The sequence below is a fragment of the Steroidobacter cummioxidans genome (assembly GCF_003104955.1).
The window spans coordinates 1-15,931 of record NZ_LSRW01000055.1; the positions used below are offsets into that span (position 1 = coordinate 1).

Consider the following 15,931-nt stretch of genomic DNA (forward strand, 5'->3'; position numbering starts at 1 on the left):
GCAGCGTCAGATGTGTATAAGAGACAGCCGCCAGACTCTCGGTTCTGTCTTCCGACGCACGGCGCGGCGGGGGCACCAGCTTCGGCCCGTTCTTCAATGCCGCGAACGGATCGTTGCGCGCCTCCTCGGTGGCGTCGTCTGAATGGAAACATTGATCTGATACGCGTCGATGTACAGCAAGTCGCCGTTGCGCAACTGCTGCGGCTGCCCTCGTGTCAGCCGATTGTCAGGCGAATTGATGAATACGCCGTTGGTGCTGGTGTCTTCGATGAAGAACTTGCCGTTGACGTAGCGGATCAATGCATGCCGACCCGACACATACGGGTCGGGGAACACCCAATCATTGTCCGGCAGGCGCCCGATGGTGCCGCCGATGGCCTTGAAGACCTTGCGACCGGCGGCGCCTGTCGCCTGGGCCTGCGGGCCGGTCACTTCGAGGGTGAGAATCATGCGAAGCCACTGCCAGTCGATGGATATCCAGTCGATAATTGGTACTTATATCGGGCATTACACCAGCCGACCAAGCATCGCAGTATCGGCCAGAGGTCTGCAAGAATGATGAGTAAGAACCCACACTTCCCTGTTAAAACAAGCGTTTCGGCGCGTTGCACCGGTTTGTTACAAGGCTGGGCACGCGTCCTGGGCGCGGTGCTCTTGAGTGTGGCCGCGGGGTGGTCGCAAGTCACGCTGGCCGCCGAGCCGCAGGTCACCGAGGGATTTATCAACGCCTCGCCGGCTGAGGTGTGGCGAATCTTCACGACCGCCGAAGGTTACAAACGCACTGGCGTGGCGGCGGCGGACGTAGACTTCAGGATCGGCGGCACCATCCGCACGCACTACGACCCCAAGGGCCAGCTCGGCGATGCGCACACCATCGTCAATGAAATCCTGGCGTACGAGCCGGAGCGCATGCTGGCAACCCGCATCAAACAGGCGCCGGCGGATTTCAAATATCCGGATGCCATTGCGGGCACGTGGACGGTCATTTACTTGGCGCCCGCCGGGGACGGCATGACTCAGGTGCGCATCGTCGGGCTGGGCTATACCGACGCCCCGCAATCCCAGGCCATGCGCAAATTCTTCGCCGACGGCAACCGCTGGACGCTGGACCACATCGCCAAACCCTATTGGCCGAAGTGCGCCAAGTGCATGGCCGAGGAGGCCGCTCAGTCAGCCACGCCCTGACACTGACTAAAGTGTGTGCTGAATCTCACCGTCGAGTGATTTTGCGGACCGGCTCGACATTTCCGCCTACGTCCTTTTGTTAACCTGCCCCGCGTTATGGCAATCGGGCCGACGCGGATGGATCGCAAGTACATCGAGAATGAACATGTCGTAGATCGCTATCTGTCTGGCGATCTGACCGTGCGCGAAGCGCGCGACTTCGAGAAGTTCTGCCTCGACAACCCGGCCTTTTTGCAGGCGCTCCCCATTCCGGTGCGTTTGAAAACGCGCCTGTCGCGCCGCCCGGTCGAGGGCAGCGAGACCGGCGTGTTCGATGCCATTCCCTCCAGCTCGACCCGGGCAGTGCTGGAAGAAACCGAGGATGGCTTCGATCCCGAGGAAGCACGGGAAGAGATGCGCCGGAGCAGTGCCGGCGGCGCCATCAATCGCGTGCTCGTCCTGGCCCTCGGTTTGGGATTGTTGATCGCTGCGGCCGCAGCCGTGATCTTCGGCTTGCAGGTCCGCTCGCTTTCCGAACAGCTGCACGGCGCGACCAAACAGCTCACCAGCACACAGATGCAAGCGCCAGGCACTGTGCAGCGATACAAACTGCAGATGGTGAAAGCCAGGCCCGAACGGCCGACCTTCGCGCTCGGCTGGCTCGACCCGGCGCAACTGCTCGACATCAGCATCGATGCGACCGAAGGCAAGATCACTCAGTTCCAGATCACCATCGACAGGACCGATGGCGTGCGCGTGATGCAGATCAAACGCATCATGCGCGACTCCAACAAAGAGGTGCGCCTCAGCCTGAACTCATCGGCGTTCGGTCCAGGCGACTATCTGGTGAAGATCGAAGGTTACAACTGGCGCGGCCAGACCGAACCGGTCGGCTGGCTGATGCTCGGGTTGCAGTGATCAGCCACCGCGCAACGTGGCGATGGGCGGATGATTCACGACCGACCTCGTCGCCAATGTGCCACTGAGTCCAACCAGCACGGCCCCGGCGACCAACCCCACCGCCCACACGGTGATGTCGAACGTGTAGTCGAGATTGAAGACCCTGGTCGCGAGGAAATATCCCGCCGCCGTCGCACCGATCGCCGCGAGCGTGCCCGATAGCAGCCCCAAGGTCGTGAACTCCGCTGCCACGCCTTGCAACACAACGCGACGGCTCGCACCCAACGTTCGCAACATCGCGCTCTCGTAACGCCGCTCGTCACGAGTCGCTTGAATCGCAGCGAGCAGCACGGTGACGCCGGCAAGCAGCGTGAATCCGAATACGTACTGCACGGCCAATGATGCCTTATCCATCACGCCCCGGACTTGAGTAAGAATGGCTTCAAGATCGATGGCGGTCACTTCGGGGAACTGGCGCACGAAGTCCATCAGCACCGGGCGCTGCTCGTGAGGAATATGCACGCTCGTGATGTACGTGCCGGTGCTGTCGTTCAGCGTGCCGGGCGAGAACACCATGAAGAAGTTCGGCCGGAACGAATCCCACTGCACCTCACGGAAACTGGTGACCCGAGCCGTGATGGACTCGCCGGCGACGTCGTAAGTGAGCTCGTCGCCGAGCTTCAGGCCCAACGCTTTCGCCATTTCCAACTCCACCGACACGCGCGGCCCGCCCCCGTCGTTGGGACGCCACCATTCGCCGGCGACCAGCTTGTTGTCGTCCTGCATGGTCTCGGCCCAGGTGAGATTCGCTTCGCGATCCAGGAAATCCCGGCCGCGATCGCTCTTGATCTGCAGATCGCTCGCCGAGGTGCCGTCGATCTTGACGAGGCGAGCGCGAATCATCGGCACCAGCTGCGGCGGGGCGATCGCATGCTCAGCGAAAAAGTCGCGGACCTGCGTGGTCTGATCCGGACGAATATTGATCATGAAATGATTGGGTGCATTCTCCGGCAGGCTGGCGCGCCACTCCTGCATGAGGTCGTTGCGCACGACCGCCAGCAACAACAGCACCATCAGGCCCAAACCGAACGCGACGATTTGAATCACGCTGTCGCGACCCCGTCGCGCGATGTTCGCCATGCCGTAACGCCATGACACACCGACGCTGCCGCGCAGCCCGCTCAGGGCGCGCACCAGGAACCAGCCCGCAAGCATCAGTACTGCGAACGTCACAAACGTCCCGCCGAATACATACAACAACAGCTGGGCGTCGCGAACCAACCAGCCCAGCAATGCGATTAACGCGGCGAGTGCCATTCCGTAGACGGTCACATAGCGCAGCGGTGGTGGCTCGAGATTTCGCCGCAGCACTCGCGCCGGCGGCACGAAGCGCAGCTGTAACAAGGGCGGCAGCGCAAAGCCGATCAGTATCAGCACCGACGTGACGATGCCCAAGCCGCCGGCACTCAGCGAGGGACGCGGCAGCTCATTGCGCACCAGATCCTTCAACAGATAGGCGATGCCTTCCTGCGCCGCATAGCCAATGACCGCGCCGACGAGGCCGGCGATCAAGCCGATCATCAACAACTCGAGCACACTGATGGACAGCACGAGTCGCTGTGGCGCGCCCATGCTCTTCATCAACGCGACGGTGTCGAGATGTCGAGCAACATAGCGTCTGGCTGAAATCGCCACGGCAATTGCGGCCAGCAGGATGGTCACCAGCGCAGCGAGATTGAGGAATCGGCCCGCACGATCGATGGCGGAACGAATCTGCGGACTGGCATCGGCCAGATCGACGATGCGCTCACCGGGCTGCTTGATCTGCGTCAGCCGTTCCTTGAACGCCGCAATGACCTGCGGCGCGCCGGCGAACAATGCGAAGTGCGAGATGCGACTGCCTTCCTGCGCCAGTCCAGTGGCCTCGACGTCTGCGAGACGCATCAGCAAGGTCGGCGCGAGGTCGACGAATTGCGAGCCCTGATCGGGGCGATAGTCGAGCACCTTGGTGGCTGTGAGCTCGCTCGATCCGACCCGGATCTTGTCACCCACATTGGCGCCAAGCTGCGCAAACAAGCGCGCTTCGAGCCAGGCTTCGCCGGGGCCCGGCATCGTGTCGACTTCATGGGCCGGGCCGAACGGCACGTCCGCGACTTTGACACGACCTCGCAATGGATATTCGGGAGAGACGGCTCGGATCGCTGTCAGCGCGCTGTCTTCGCCCTTGAATACGACGCTCGGAAAGTTCGACAGCTCCGCCGTCTTCAGGCCGGCCTGCTGGGCCATTTGAAAATACTCGGGCCGCAGCGCCGAGCGCGCTTGCAGCCGCAGATCCGCGGCCAATACTTCGCCCGCCTGCTGATCGACCGCAAGGCTCACTCGGCTCGTGAAGAATCCGACGGCAGTCAGCGCCGACACGGCGACCAGCAATGCCAGCAGCAACACTCGCAACTCGCCCGACTTGCCATCGCGCGCCAGTGCGAGAATCGCGAGTCTCAGCGCTCTCATGCAGCGACCCTGCCGGCGTCGATGCGAATCGTGCGACCGCATCGTTGCGCAATTGCATTGTCGTGAGTGACCACGACCAGTGTGGTCTGCGTGGCGCGATTCAGCTCGAACAACAATTCGATGATGCGCTCGCCCGTGGCCGAATCGAGATTGCCCGTCGGCTCGTCCGCGAACAGCAGCGCCGGCCTGGTCACGAATGCACGTGCAATCGCTACACGCTGTTGCTCGCCGCCCGAGAGTTGACGTGGATAGTGCTCACGTCGCGGCGTCAAACCGACCTTCGCCAGCACTTCCGCCGCGGCTTCGCGCGCTCCGGATTTTCCAGCCAGCTCCAGCGGCAACATCACGTTTTCGATCGCGGTGAGCGAGGGCACGAGGTGGAAGCTCTGGAACACGAAGCCCACGTGCTGGGCGCGTACTGCGGCGCGGCCATCTTCATCCAATGCAGTGAGCTCCGCGCCGTTCAGCCAGATCTGTCCGTTGGTCGGTTCATCCAATCCCGCGAGCAACGCCAGCAACGTGGACTTGCCCGCGCCCGAGGCGCCGATGATGGCGACGGTCTCGCCGGCCTGAATGCTCAGATCGACGGCTGCGAGGATGGTCAGCGTTCCCTCCGGACTGCTAACCTGCTTGCTGATTTTTTCCGCTCTGAGGACCGGTTGCGCAATGCTCATGTCGGGATCTGAATCTGGATCGTTGTGCACGTCGGAATCGCGAGCGCTACCAGTGTTCGAACGTGTAGCGCGTGCCGCGGCAGTCTGCCATCGCAAACTTAGCGGAAACTTACGCAGGACTGTCACGATTGGTTTCAGCCTGGCAGTGTTCAGCCTGCTGGGGCTGGGACTGACGCTGCCTGGTTTGGTTCACGCCGCCGCGGCAACCCACACCATCCTGGTGCTCGGCGACAGCCTGAGCGCCGGCTATGGCGTCAAAGTGGATGCCACCTGGGTGGCCTTGCTGGAACAGCGCCTGGCCAAGCAAGGTTACGGGTACCGCGTAGTCAATGCCAGTATCAGCGGTGAAACGACCGGCGGTGCGCGTAGCCGGCTGCCTCGCGCTCTGGAGCTGCACCAGCCCGCAGTGGTCGTCATCGAGCTCGGCGGCAACGATGGTCTACGTGGCCTGCCTCTGAAACAGGTGCGTGGCAATTTCGAATACTTGATCGAGACCAGCCAGGCGGCGCAGGCCAAGGTGGTGCTGGTGGGCATGCGCATGCCGCCGAATTACGGTGCCGAATATGCCAATTCGTTCCACGCACTGTATGGTGAGCTGGCGAAAAAATACGACGTGCCGCTGGTAGATTTCTTTCTGGACGGCGTAGCGCTCGATGACAGCCTGATGCAAGCCGACGGCATCCATCCGAACGCGACGGCACAACCCAAACTGCTGGACAATCTGTGGCCGGCACTGAGCAAGGTACTGAAGAAATGAACGCAATTGCGCAGGGGGCGCCGATGACCGCCGAGTCCACCCAGCCCTGGCTGAAGAGCTACCCGGAAGGCGTGCCGGAACGGATCAATCCGGATCAGTATGCGTCGGCGGTCGAACTCATCGATGGCGCCTGCGCCCGCTTCGCCGAGAAGCCGGCGTTTACCAGCATGGGGCGCACCATCACGTTCGCGGATTACGACCGGCTGTCACGCGATTTCGCCGCGTACCTGCAGAACATCTTGCAGCTGAAGAAGGGCGACCGCATCGCGCTGATGATGCCGAACGTCCTGCAGTACCCGATCGCGCTGTACGGCGCGTTGCGCGCCGGCCTGACGGTCGTCAACACCAATCCAATGTACACCGCACGCGAGCTGGAGCATCAGCTCACGGATTCCGGCGCGAAAGCGATCGTCATCCTGGAGAATTTCGCGCACACGCTCGAACACGTGATCGCCAAGACGCAGCTCGAGCACGTAATCATCACGGGTGTCGGCGACCAGCTGCATTTTCCGAAGTCGGTGCTGGCCAATCTGGTACTGCGCTATGTGCGCAAGCAGGTGCCCAGCTACACCCTGCCGAACGCCGTGCCGTTCAACAAGGCGCTGCAGCGGGGGCGGTACGAGATCTTCAAGCCGGTGCCAACGACTCACGATGACATCGCGTTCCTGCAATACACGGGAGGCACGACTGGCGTCGCCAAGGGCGCGATGCTGACGCATCGGAATATCGTCGCGAACGTCTTGCAGGCGGAATCATGGATCGGCACAGCAGCGCGCGTCGGCCAGGACACGATCATCACTGCCTTGCCGCTGTATCACATCTTCGCGCTCACCGGGAATTGGGTGGTATTCGTGAAGCTGGGCGCGCACAACGTGCTCATCGTCAATCCACGCGACTTCCCGGCGTTCGTCGCCGAGCTGAAGAAATTCCGCTTCACTTACATCAGCGGCGTGAACACGCTGTTCAATGCGCTGCTGAATACGCCGGGCTTTTCCGAGGTTGATTTCAGCGCGCTACGGATCACGTTGGGTGGCGGCATGGCCGTACAACGCTCGGTCGCAGAGCACTGGAAGAAAGTCACTGGCAACGTGCTGACGCAGGCGTGGGGTTTGACGGAGACGTCGCCGGCGGCCTGTATCAATCCGTTCGGCGAGGATTTCAACAACTCGATCGGCCTGCCGATTCCTTCGACCGAGATCAGCATCCGCGATGACGATGGCAACGATCTCGGCATCGATCAGGTCGGCGAGATCTGCATTCGCGGGCCGCAGGTGATGCGCGGCTACTGGAATCGCCCGGACGAGACGGCGAAAGTCATGATGGGCGACTGGCTGCGCACCGGCGACATCGGCCGGCTCGACGCCAAGGGGTACGTGTTCATCGAGGACCGCAAGAAAGACATGATCCTGGTGTCCGGCTTCAACGTCTATCCGAACGAAATCGAGAGCGTCGCGGCCGCGCATCCCGGCGTGCTCGAAGTCGCCGCGGTCGCGCAGCCCGATGAGCACTCGGGCGAGGTGGTCGCACTGTTCGTCGTGAAGAAGGACGCGTCGCTCACCGAGCAGGCGCTGATCGACTTCTCGCGTCAGCAACTCACCGGGTACAAAGTGCCCCGGCATGTGCATTTCAGGAATGAGCTGCCGAAGACCAACGTCGGCAAGATCCTGCGTCGCGCGTTACGCGACGAATTGAAGAAGAAGTAACGACAGGGCGCGGCAAGCGCGCCCTCTGACTATTCATCAGTCACCAGTCATTAGTCACTTCTGCAAGTGATATTGCGGGCTCAGCTCGTGCACGGCGGCGATCATCGCGCCGGCGTGCTCGGGCGGCACCGCCGGATGAATGCCATGGCCCAGGTTGAACACGTGGCCGTGGCCGTGGCCGTAACTCGCAAGCACGCGCGCTACTTCCTCACGAATCTTCTCGGGCGCTGCGTACAGGCAGTTGGGATCGAGATTTCCCTGCAACGCCACGCGATCGTTCACTATGCGGCGCGCGTCGGCGAGGTCAGTCGTCCAGTCCACGCCCAGTGCGTCGCAGCCGGTTTGTGCCATCACGGCCAGTTGGTCGCCGGCTCCTTTCGTAAACAAGATCACCGGCACACGTCGGCCATCCGCCTCGCGCGTCAAGCCATCGAGGATGCTCTGCATGTAATGCAGCGAGAACTCTCGATACTGCGCTGGCGTGAGCACGCCGCCCCAGGTATCGAAAATCATGATGGCCTGCGCACCCGCGGCGATCTGCGCGTTGAGATACGCTCGCGTGGAATCAGCGAGCAGCTGTAGCAAGGCCCGCAGCGTCGCAGGCTCGTTGTACATCATCGTCTTGATGCGCGAGAACTCTCGCGAGCTGCCACCCTCGACGATGTACGTGCCCACGGTCCACGGGCTGCCCGCAAAACCGATCAGCGGCACGCGACCGTTCAACTCCTTTCGAATCAAGCTGACTGCATCCATAACGTAGCGCAGCTCGACCTGCGGATCCGGAACGCCCAGCTTGTCCACGTCCGCCTTGGAGCGCACCGGACGCTCGATTCGCGGGCCTTCTCCGGTCTCGAACTGCAGCCCCAGGCCGAGCGCATGGGGAATCGTCAGGATGTCGGAAAACAAAATCGCCGCGTCGAGCGGATAGCGATCCAGCGGCTGCAGCGTCACTTCGCACGCCAGTTCCGGCGTCATGCACAGTTTCAGAAAACTCCCTGCACGCGCTCGCGTCGCGCGGTACTCCGGCAGGTAGCGCCCGGCCTGACGCATCATCCACACAGGAGTGCGCTCGACCGGCTGCTTCAGCAGCGCGCGGAGGAGGAGGTCGTTGGTCAAATTGGGTCTGGGATTACCGCTCATGGTGAGTGGTAATTTAGCACTTGTTCGACCCGCTGGCCTGACGAAAGACACCGCCGGCACGCGGTGCCCGTGCACTCAATCGAGAGGATCTGGGATGGCGATCTTGCTGGGGGTGCTCGCAGCTTCTCGCGTCGAGGTTGATTCGGGCTGCTCGGTTTCATCGACACCAGCCGCATCCTTGAGCCATCCGGGCCAGCGGTCAATTCCCTGACGGGCCAATTCAATCTGCTCGGCGAGCTCAAAACGCTTCGGTGAGTTGCTCATTCTGAGGACTCCTGAGACATAGGCGAAACACCGCCGCGCCGGAGTGTGGCGGGCAAGACCTTACCAAGCACCTTATCCTCGATCAACATGTAAGACGGCACGAAGCGCTTCAGACGGGGCTCGGCTGTACCGTCGATCCACGTCACGGCATTTCCGTTGCGGTCCTTTCGCTCAGGCGCGCGAAACATCTCCGTATAAATGCTTGGTGCAATACCAACGAATGGTTCAAACGTAACGCGATCCGATCGTGTGGCGCGCGGATCGACATCGATCATGTCATCGTATAATTCACGCGCAAGGCTCTTCGGATACGGTTCGATATACACCACGCGACGGATTCCCGCAGAAATAATGTGCCTTGCGCATAAATGACAGGGAAACGTCGTGCTGTACATGCTGGCGCTCTCGACTGCAATTCCTCGATGAGCCGCTTCAGAGAGAGCCGACATCTCGGCATGCACCGAACGGCCGAACTCCAGCAAGTTCTGAATCTGAGTGCCGTTGAGTGTGCCAGCTTCAATCAATGATTCGGCGTCGCCGCGGGAGTTCTCCGGCGGCCTCCATCCAGCATCGCGAAGCCGGGTAAGCGCCGTTGTGAGCAGCAAGCGCTTGTACCTGGTGGTACTGTCGAAGCCCTTCATGAAATCCCTGTGATCTGGACTTTCTTCATTCCAGTACAGTCCCCCGCCAACCTTTGGAACATCGTTGCAGCCCACCGCGAGGATGCTTCCGTCACTGTTGGTAATGGACACGCCAACCTGCCGCCCCAGATCGGCGGATCGCAATGCAGCCGCGTATGCGTGAAACATCGCGAACTCATCTCGTGTGGGAGTTTCGAAAGGGTGGCCAAACAGCAGGCGAACATAGCGAGCCAAACTCGCCTGCAGTCGCTCGTGTGAGCGCGCGTCAACGAAAAAGTCGCCACACGGAAACGAATCGCGAACACTCTGTCCGAACTTGGTTTCTTCTTGCTCGTCGATCTGGATGAGCTCTTCTGCCGATGCTCGAAATCGGCCCGCATACGGATCACCGCAAGACTCTGCGATGGCCGAGGCTAGTTCTTCAACTCGGTCCTGCCGAGGAGAGTAGGTCGAGATGACGTTGAACGCTCTGCCGTAGACGTAGCGAAGAGACCTGATCTCGTCCGGATGTTTCAGGGATCGAATCAGGAAAGCGGTCCGCTCCAAGGGACGCCTTGCCGCGTCTTCGCGGGATCGGTTTGGTCGCCGCGCAATTCGCCGCTGACGAATTGCAGATATGGCAAGCAGCGCCATAATCTCGCCAGCCGCCGTCCTATGGCGCAGATCCGTTCCAGCCTTCATATGCTCTCGAATCCGCTCGTATTCGGACGCAAATACTCCGTTCTCCAAGTGTGCATAGAGGTCGAGTTGATGGAGAAGCGAGCTGACGTGTATTTCTTCAACCCTGTAGCGCACGCGCTCCAGCTCCGAAGTGAGCGTGCGCGTCACTGCTTTGAGATCGGAGCCCACGGCCCCGACGAGGCCGAACACTAACTCGGGGCCTGAGAGAGCTGATAACTGATCCATGGGCGATATGGCAAGGCTAGTGCATCTGCTAACTTTCCCTAGTTGATCGTGCTCGACGAGCAGTTCACCCCTACGCTGATGTGAAAAATTCCTGTAGATGCCGCGCAAATCGCGCGGCATGGTGCGCGCCCCGCATGCGCGCGCAACGCGCGGTAGCACCGACGCGCACCGGTGAAGTAATGAAGGCGAGAAGCTCAGCTGCGCTTGGAAGGATCGAAGATGCGCTCGTGCTCGACGATGGCGTAGCGGTCGGTCATGCCGGCGATGTAGTCGGCGACGGCGCGTGCGCGGCCGGGCTCGCCGGATTGCGCTTCCATCTGCGTGGCGATTTGCTGATGTTCCGTGGGCAGCAATTCGGGGCGAGCGAAGAAGGTTTGGAATAGGCTGCTGATAACCGCGTCGGCCTTGTTGGTCATGCGCAGGACGCGATAGTGGCGATAGAGGTGATCGAGCAGATATCGCTTGAGCTCCAGATGTTCCGCCAGCACGGACGCGCTGAATTTCACTAGCGCACCCGGCGCGGCCCGCACCGCTTCGACATCGGCAGGCGCTGACGCGCGTAATTGGGTAGCGGTGTTCTCGATCAAATCGGTGACGACGTACGCAATCATGCGGCGGATGACTTCATGCACGAGCCGCCGCCCGTTCAAGGCCGGATACGCCGCCATGACGACGTCATATTGCCGCCGGAACAGCGGCACTTGTTTCAGCTCATCGACGGTGATGAGCCCGGCGCGCAGGCCATCGTCCAGATCGTGATTGTTGTACGCAATCTCATCGGCCAGATTGGCGAGCTGCGCTTCGAGCGTCGGCTGGCGGCGGCGGATGAAACGCTCACCCAGCTCGCCAAGCTTGCGCGCATTGTTCAACGAGCAGTGTTTGAGAATACCTTCACGCGTTTCGAAGGTGAGATTCAGGCCCGCGAATGCCGCGTAATGTTCCTCGAGCTCATCGACCACGCGCAGCGACTGCAGGTTGTGCTCGAAGCCGCCGTAATTGCGCATGCAGGCATTGAGCGCATCCTGCCCCGCGTGACCGAACGGTGTGTGCCCCAGATCGTGTGCGAGACAAATGGCTTCGCACAGGGTTTCGTTGAGTCGCAGGGCCCGCGCGATAGTGCGAGCGATCTGCGCGACCTCGATGGAGTGAGTCAGTCGAGTGCGAAACAGATCGCCTTCGTGATTGACGAAGACCTGGGTCTTATAGACGAGGCGCCGAAACGCCGTGGAGTGCACGATGCGATCGCGATCTCGCTGATACTCACTACGGTAGCGCGGCGCCTCCTCCGGATGCTGACGACCCTTCGAGCGGGTGTCGCAGGAAGCGTACGGTGCGAGCGGCGAGGGCGCGGCGTTCATGCGGTGGTATCGAAATGCGTTCGCATCGTGGCGGCGAACGCTTCGCCTGAGTAGTCACTGACGACATCCGCCTTGCCCAGGCTGCGTAACAAGACCAGGCGCAACTTGCCGTCGAGTACTTTCTTGTCGAGCCCCATCAGCTCGCGCGCTCGCTCGGCGCCGATGCGCGGCGGCTCGACGGGTAACTTGAAGCGCTTCAGCAGAGCGATCGCGCGCTGTTTGTCGGTAGCGGGCAACCAGCCCAGCCGTTCGGACAAATCCGCTGCCATCACCATGCCCGCCGCGACTGCTTCACCGTGCAGCCAGTTGCCGTATCCCGAAGCGGTCTCGATGGCATGACCGAACGTGTGACCGAGATTCAGAATGGCGCGCAAGCCGTGCTCGCGCTCGTCGATGCCAACGACTTCGGCTTTGATCTCACAAGAGCGGCGCACCGCGTGAATGACGGCAGTATCGACCCGCTGCAACAAGGCCTCGGCGTGCTCTTCGAGCCACGCGAAGAACGCCGGGTCGTAGATCAAGCCGTACTTCACGATCTCCGCGATCCCCGCGGCAAACTCGCGCTCCGGCAGCGTGTGTAGCGTGGCGGTGTCCGCAATCACACAGCGCGGCTGATGGAACGCGCCGATCATGTTCTTCGCGCTCGGATGATTGACCGCGGTTTTGCCGCCCACGGACGAATCCACCTGGGCGAGCAACGTCGTCGGCACCTGGATGTAATCGATGCCGCGTTGGTAACAAGCAGCGGCGAAGCCCGCCATGTCACCCACGACGCCACCGCCGAGGGCGATCACGGCCGCATCGCGATTCATCCGTTCATGCACCAGGCCATCGAAGATTCGCGACAGGGTCTCGAGCGTCTTGTATTGCTCGCCATCCGGCAGGACGACCGAAGCCGTGCGCCGATCTTTCAGCGCCAGTTCCAGTGGCCGCAAATACAGCGGCGCGATGGTCTCATTGGTGACGATGAGCAGATTGCGCGCGGCGATGTGCTCGCTCAGCAACTCATCGTCGGCCAGCAGGTGCGGTCCGATCAGAATGGGATAGCTGCGCTCGCCCAGCGCAATGTCGACTCGTTCGTGCGGTTGATGGCTCATGATGGGGTCAGCTCCTGCAAACGCTGCACGACCTCGTCGGCGACCGCACGTACTTGCCGGCCATCGGTACATATGATGATGGCGGCGATGGATTCGTACAGCGGCGCGCGAATGGTCATCAGCTCGCGCAGCTTGCGCTCGGGATTCTCGGTGTACAGCAACGGACGCTGACGGCCATGACGCGTGCGCTCCAGTTGCTGATCGACGCTGGTCTGCAGATACACCACACGGCCACGGGTCGCCAGATGGTCGCGGTTCTGCGGCGACAGGACGGCGCCACCGCCTGTGGCGACGATCACATCCTGCAACTGAGTCAGCGAGTCGATCACTTCGCGCTCGCGCTCTCGAAAGCCGGTTTCGCCTTCCTTCTCGAAAATATAGGGAATGTCGACACCGGTCCGGTGCTCGATTTCCGCGTCGCTGTCGTAGAAATGAAGATGCAGCAGACGCGCAAGCTGCTTGCCCACGGCAGTCTTGCCCGAGCCCATCGGGCCGATCAGGAAGACGTTATTGCCGCGCGCGGGCTTGGTCGGTTCGGAGGTCATGCAAGGCGGGACTATAAACGAAAGAGGCCGCCCGAAGGCGGCCTCAGCCGTTGCCAGTATTGCCCGACCTTGCCTTTAATAAAGGCTGGAACCTTCGCGCAGGATGCGCGGGGTCACGAAGATCAGCAGCTCGTCCTTGTTGTCCGTGGTCGTGGTCTGCTTGAACAGGCGGCCGACCACCGGGATGTCGCCCAGGTACGGCACCTTGCGCTCGGCGTCGCGACGCTCGGTTTCCAGGATGCCGCCGAGCACCACGGTCTGGCCGTCGTTGACCAGCACCTGAGTCACGATCTCGCGGGTGTCGATGCTGGGCACGAAGCCGCCGGTGGCGCTGGCGACCAGCTGACCGACGCTGTCCTTGGACACGGTGAGGTCGAGGATCACGCGGTTGTCCGGAGTGATCTGCGGCGTCACCTTCAGGCTCAGCACTGCCTTCTTGAACTGAGTGGTCGTGGCACCGCTGGACGACGATTCCTGGTAGGGAATTTCCACGCCCTGCTCGATGGTGGCTTCGCGCTGGTTGGCCGTGATCAGTCGGGGCGAGGAGATGATCTCGCCGCGGCCTTCGGCCTGCGCCGCCGACAGCTCGAGGTCGACCAGGTAGTCGGAGTCGATCAGAGCCAGTGCGAGGCGGCCAGCCGGGTTGGCGGCCGGCAGGTTCACCAGATAACGATCGATCGCGTTTTCAGGCAGGCCAAAGCCACCCAGCTGACCGGAGTCGCCATTGGTCGGCGTGCCGATGGCATTGCCGTTCTGACCTGCAACCGCCGGGTACGGACTGATGCCGATCTGGTTTTCAGTGTTCAGCGGGCCGCCCAGCAGGCCGAGGCCGTCGCTGCCGCCCTGCGTGAAGGCGACGTTCGCACCGAAGCGCACGCCCAGGTCGCGGCTGTAATCGTCGCTCACGATCACGATGCGCGCTTCGATCATCACCTGCTTGACCGGGATATCGAGCGTCGACACCAGGCGGCGAATGTCCGCCAGGCGCTCGGACGTGTCCTGCAGCAGCAGGGTGTTGGTGCGCTCGTCGATCGCGACACTGCCGCGCTCGGAGATCAGTGAGCCGGCACCCGACTTGATCAGTGTGGCGAGATCGGCGGCCTTGGCGTAGTTCACCTGCAGGTACTCGGTACGCAGCGGCGAGAGTTCCTGAGCTTCCTTACGCGCGGTCAGCAGTTCCTTTTCGCGGGCGGCAATTTCACTCGCCGGCGCGATGAAGATGACGTTGCCTTCCTGACGGGAGTCGAGGCCCTTGGTACGCATCACCACGTCCAGCGCCTGATCCCAAGGCACGCTCTGCAGACGCAGCGTGACGTTGCCGGCGACGGAATCGCTGATCACCATGTTCTGGCCGCTCGTATCGGCCAACAGCTGCAACACGGCGCGGGTTTCGATGTCCTGGAAGTTCAGGGTCAGACGCTCGCCGACATATTCCTTCTTATCGCGCAGCTCGGGCGGCAGCTTCACGACCGGCTTCACTTCGATCGTGTAGATGTTGTCGGATTGATAAGCGAGTTGCTCGTAATCGCCGGACGCGGAGATCACGAGACGGGCGCCGTCGCCGACGCGCAGGGCATCGACGCTGCTCACCGGCGTGGCGAAGTCCACCACATCCAGACGCTGCAGCAGGTTTTCGGGAATCGCGGTCTTGGCGAAGTTCACGACGATCTTGCCGCCTTCCTGGCGCAGATCTGCCGGCACTTTGGCGTCGGTCAGCTCGACGATGACGCGGGCCGAGCCGTCGCCACCGCGGCGGAAATCGATGTTGTTGACGCTGCGAACGCCGGACACCGAGGCAGCGGCGGGACGCTGAGTCGCGGCGGCGAGGCCACCTGGCTGGGCGCTCGTCTGCAGCGAGCGGCCGGTGCCGGCGCCGGCGAGCGACACCACGATGGTGTTGCCTTGAACTCGGGTTTCGTAAGGCACCAGCGAGTCGACGTTGAGCACCACTCGGGTGCGGCCATTCGCTTCGGCGACGTTGACGGTGTCGAGCACACCTTGTTTCACATCGACGCGACGCGAGGTCATCGCGACCGAGGTGGCGGGCAGATCGAGCGCGATGCGCGCCGGATTGTCGACTGTGAAAGTCAGCGGTGTGGGCGCGGCGTCGGCCAGACGGAGGGTGAGCTCCACCTTGTTTCCGCTGGCCTGCGCCTGGATGCTTTCCAGCCGATTGGTGGACTGCGCCCATGCAGCCTGGCCGAACCCGGCCAGTGCCGCCAGGGTCAGGACCAGTCGTGCGGCAGACCGTGGCACGCTTGAGAACAACATTCT

General features: G+C 62.0%; 14 protein-coding genes. 4 read left to right on the forward strand and 10 right to left on the reverse strand.

All coding sequences use genetic code 11. From position 1 onward, the window contains the following. Nucleotides 1–93 precede the first annotated feature (93 nt). A complete protein-coding gene (locus D0550_RS23580; RefSeq protein ID WP_116811704.1) occupies nucleotides 94–450 on the reverse strand; it encodes a type VI secretion system-associated FHA domain protein in 357 nt (118 codons plus the stop codon). A 105-nt stretch (nucleotides 451–555) separates the two neighbouring features. On the opposite strand from D0550_RS23580, the gene D0550_RS23585 reads away from it, so the two are divergent. Together D0550_RS23585 and D0550_RS23590 are read left to right on the forward strand one after the other, a co-directional pair. Continuing rightward, nucleotides 556–1,185, forward strand: coding sequence for an SRPBCC family protein (locus D0550_RS23585; protein ID WP_161966002.1), 630 nt, complete (start codon nucleotides 556–558; stop codon nucleotides 1,183–1,185). A gap of 117 nt (nucleotides 1,186–1,302) precedes the next feature. Continuing rightward, nucleotides 1,303–2,082 (forward strand): hypothetical protein, encoded by a 780-nt coding sequence (locus D0550_RS23590; protein ID WP_153067301.1) that lies wholly within the window; start codon nucleotides 1,303–1,305, stop codon nucleotides 2,080–2,082. Here D0550_RS23590 and D0550_RS23595 read toward each other — a convergent pair whose 3' ends face one another. Both D0550_RS23595 and D0550_RS23600 read right to left on the reverse strand, forming a co-directional pair. Beyond that, a complete protein-coding gene (locus tag D0550_RS23595; protein WP_161966003.1) occupies nucleotides 2,083–4,572 on the reverse strand; it encodes an ABC transporter permease in 2,490 nt (829 codons plus the stop codon). Continuing rightward, a complete protein-coding gene (locus D0550_RS23600) occupies nucleotides 4,569–5,246 on the reverse strand; it encodes an ABC transporter ATP-binding protein (RefSeq protein ID WP_116811653.1) in 678 nt (225 codons plus the stop codon). The genes D0550_RS23595 and D0550_RS23600 overlap by 4 nt, the downstream gene beginning before the upstream one ends. Between D0550_RS23600 and D0550_RS23605 the strand changes: the two genes are divergently transcribed. Both D0550_RS23605 and D0550_RS23610 read left to right on the forward strand, forming a co-directional pair. Further along, nucleotides 5,245–6,003 carry an arylesterase gene (locus tag D0550_RS23605; protein ID WP_116811654.1) on the forward strand — a complete coding sequence of 253 codons (759 nt, stop codon included), beginning with the start codon at nucleotides 5,245–5,247 and terminating at the stop codon, nucleotides 6,001–6,003. The two genes, D0550_RS23600 and D0550_RS23605, sit on opposite strands and share 2 nt — an antisense overlap. Continuing rightward, on the forward strand, nucleotides 6,000–7,706 hold the full coding sequence (locus tag D0550_RS23610; RefSeq protein WP_275129277.1) for an AMP-binding protein: 1,707 nt from the start codon (nucleotides 6,000–6,002) through the stop codon (nucleotides 7,704–7,706). The genes D0550_RS23605 and D0550_RS23610 overlap by 4 nt, the downstream gene beginning before the upstream one ends. Nucleotides 7,707–7,760: 54 nt before the next feature. On the opposite strand, the gene hemE is transcribed toward D0550_RS23610, so the two are convergent. From hemE to D0550_RS23645, 7 genes are all read right to left on the reverse strand, one after another. Next, nucleotides 7,761–8,846, reverse strand: coding sequence for a uroporphyrinogen decarboxylase (gene hemE / locus D0550_RS23615; RefSeq protein ID WP_116811656.1), 1,086 nt, complete (start codon nucleotides 8,844–8,846; stop codon nucleotides 7,761–7,763). 75 nt (nucleotides 8,847–8,921) lie between these two features. Next, entirely contained in the window at nucleotides 8,922–9,110 is a 189-nt protein-coding gene (locus tag D0550_RS23620; protein WP_116811657.1) for a hypothetical protein, read from the reverse strand. Then, the gene (locus D0550_RS23625) at nucleotides 9,107–10,657 is read right to left on the reverse strand and encodes an anti-phage dCTP deaminase (RefSeq protein WP_161966004.1); all 1,551 of its coding nucleotides are present in this window, start codon (nucleotides 10,655–10,657) and stop codon (nucleotides 9,107–9,109) included. The genes D0550_RS23620 and D0550_RS23625 overlap by 4 nt, the downstream gene beginning before the upstream one ends. Nucleotides 10,658–10,851: 194 nt before the next feature. After that, nucleotides 10,852–12,015 (reverse strand): deoxyguanosinetriphosphate triphosphohydrolase, encoded by a 1,164-nt coding sequence (locus D0550_RS23630; protein WP_116811659.1) that lies wholly within the window; start codon nucleotides 12,013–12,015, stop codon nucleotides 10,852–10,854. Further along, nucleotides 12,012–13,112, reverse strand: a complete 1,101-nt coding sequence (gene aroB / locus D0550_RS23635) for a 3-dehydroquinate synthase (protein WP_116811660.1) — start codon at nucleotides 13,110–13,112, stop codon at nucleotides 12,012–12,014. Before aroB ends, D0550_RS23630 begins: the two co-directional genes overlap by 4 nt. Then, a complete protein-coding gene (gene aroK / locus D0550_RS36485) occupies nucleotides 13,109–13,657 on the reverse strand; it encodes a shikimate kinase AroK (RefSeq protein WP_116811661.1) in 549 nt (182 codons plus the stop codon). Before aroK ends, aroB begins: the two co-directional genes overlap by 4 nt. A gap of 75 nt (nucleotides 13,658–13,732) precedes the next feature. Continuing rightward, nucleotides 13,733–15,928 carry a type IV pilus secretin PilQ gene (locus D0550_RS23645; protein ID WP_206606494.1) on the reverse strand — a complete coding sequence of 732 codons (2,196 nt, stop codon included), beginning with the start codon at nucleotides 15,926–15,928 and terminating at the stop codon, nucleotides 13,733–13,735. Nucleotides 15,929–15,931: the final 3 nt, after the last annotated feature.

Bases quoted from the DNA above. Each gene is read 5' to 3' on its own strand.
- D0550_RS23580 (WP_116811704.1), bottom strand. From the start codon at position 450: ATGATTCTCACCCTCGAAGTGACCGGCCCGCAGGCCCAGGCGACAGGC.
- D0550_RS23585 (WP_161966002.1), top strand. From the start codon at position 556: ATGATGAGTAAGAACCCACACTTCCCTGTTAAAACAAGCGTTTCGGCG.
- D0550_RS23590 (WP_153067301.1), top strand. From the start codon at position 1,303: ATGGATCGCAAGTACATCGAGAATGAACATGTCGTAGATCGCTATCTG.
- D0550_RS23595 (WP_161966003.1), bottom strand. From the start codon at position 4,572: ATGAGAGCGCTGAGACTCGCGATTCTCGCACTGGCGCGCGATGGCAAG.
- D0550_RS23605 (WP_116811654.1), top strand. From the start codon at position 5,245: ATGTCGGGATCTGAATCTGGATCGTTGTGCACGTCGGAATCGCGAGCG.
- D0550_RS23600 (WP_116811653.1), bottom strand. From the start codon at position 5,246: ATGAGCATTGCGCAACCGGTCCTCAGAGCGGAAAAAATCAGCAAGCAG.
- D0550_RS23610 (WP_275129277.1), top strand. From the start codon at position 6,000: ATGAACGCAATTGCGCAGGGGGCGCCGATGACCGCCGAGTCCACCCAG.
- hemE (WP_116811656.1), bottom strand. From the start codon at position 8,846: ATGAGCGGTAATCCCAGACCCAATTTGACCAACGACCTCCTCCTCCGC.
- D0550_RS23620 (WP_116811657.1), bottom strand. From the start codon at position 9,110: ATGAGCAACTCACCGAAGCGTTTTGAGCTCGCCGAGCAGATTGAATTG.
- D0550_RS23625 (WP_161966004.1), bottom strand. From the start codon at position 10,657: ATGGATCAGTTATCAGCTCTCTCAGGCCCCGAGTTAGTGTTCGGCCTC.
- D0550_RS23630 (WP_116811659.1), bottom strand. From the start codon at position 12,015: ATGAACGCCGCGCCCTCGCCGCTCGCACCGTACGCTTCCTGCGACACC.
- aroB (WP_116811660.1), bottom strand. From the start codon at position 13,112: ATGAGCCATCAACCGCACGAACGAGTCGACATTGCGCTGGGCGAGCGC.
- aroK (WP_116811661.1), bottom strand. From the start codon at position 13,657: ATGACCTCCGAACCGACCAAGCCCGCGCGCGGCAATAACGTCTTCCTG.
- D0550_RS23645 (WP_206606494.1), bottom strand. From the start codon at position 15,928: ATGTTGTTCTCAAGCGTGCCACGGTCTGCCGCACGACTGGTCCTGACC.